Source organism: Caballeronia sp. LZ003, assembly GCF_031451465.1.
Classification (GTDB): Bacteria; Pseudomonadota; Gammaproteobacteria; order Burkholderiales; family Burkholderiaceae; genus Caballeronia.
Window position 1 is genome coordinate 1 of record NZ_JARUXJ010000155.1, and the last position, 519, is coordinate 519.

1 protein-coding gene is annotated in these 519 nt (G+C 57.8%); it reads right to left on the minus strand.

Annotated features, from left to right (window positions below; genetic code table 11):
- Window positions 1-80 precede the first annotated feature (80 nt).
- The coding region (locus tag QCE79_RS33545; protein WP_309851823.1) for a hypothetical protein at window positions 81-519 on the minus strand (439 nt) is incomplete at its 5' end.

The following is a 519-nucleotide window of genomic DNA, read 5'->3' on the forward strand; positions in this document are numbered from 1 at the left end:
GCCCGTTCGGCGATTCTTATAGTCGAAACCTTTGTTCCAAGGTAGAAGTCCCCACCTGGTCTCGTTCGCTTGCATCCGCGTCAATCCTTTTCGTATCGCATGCCAGGCCCGGCTTCACTCGGAAACCAGGCGCTTGAATGAGGGCTATTGAAGTCGCCAGATGGAGAGGGGATCGCATAGATCGCCCGGACCCAGCAATATCCTGAACGGCGCTCGGCTACCCGCATCCGTGCGGAGCCAATTTCGCCGTATAGGTTGCCCCTGGCGTCAGTGAACTTGTCCGTCTCACCTAGGCGAATCTCAACACGCCATTGCAGTGTGTTCGTTGCGCCTTCGAGCTCGCAGTCGATCATCAACGCTCTACGATCACGGCCCAGGCGCAGGTCCTTGATTGAGACCAATCCATTGAGCGTCCGGCTCACCTCAGCCACCTCCGATAAGAGACCGTCCCACACCTCGGCCTGAACGCGCACTTTGTAGTTGCCGGGCTTTAAGTCGTGCACGACCCACTCGCACTTC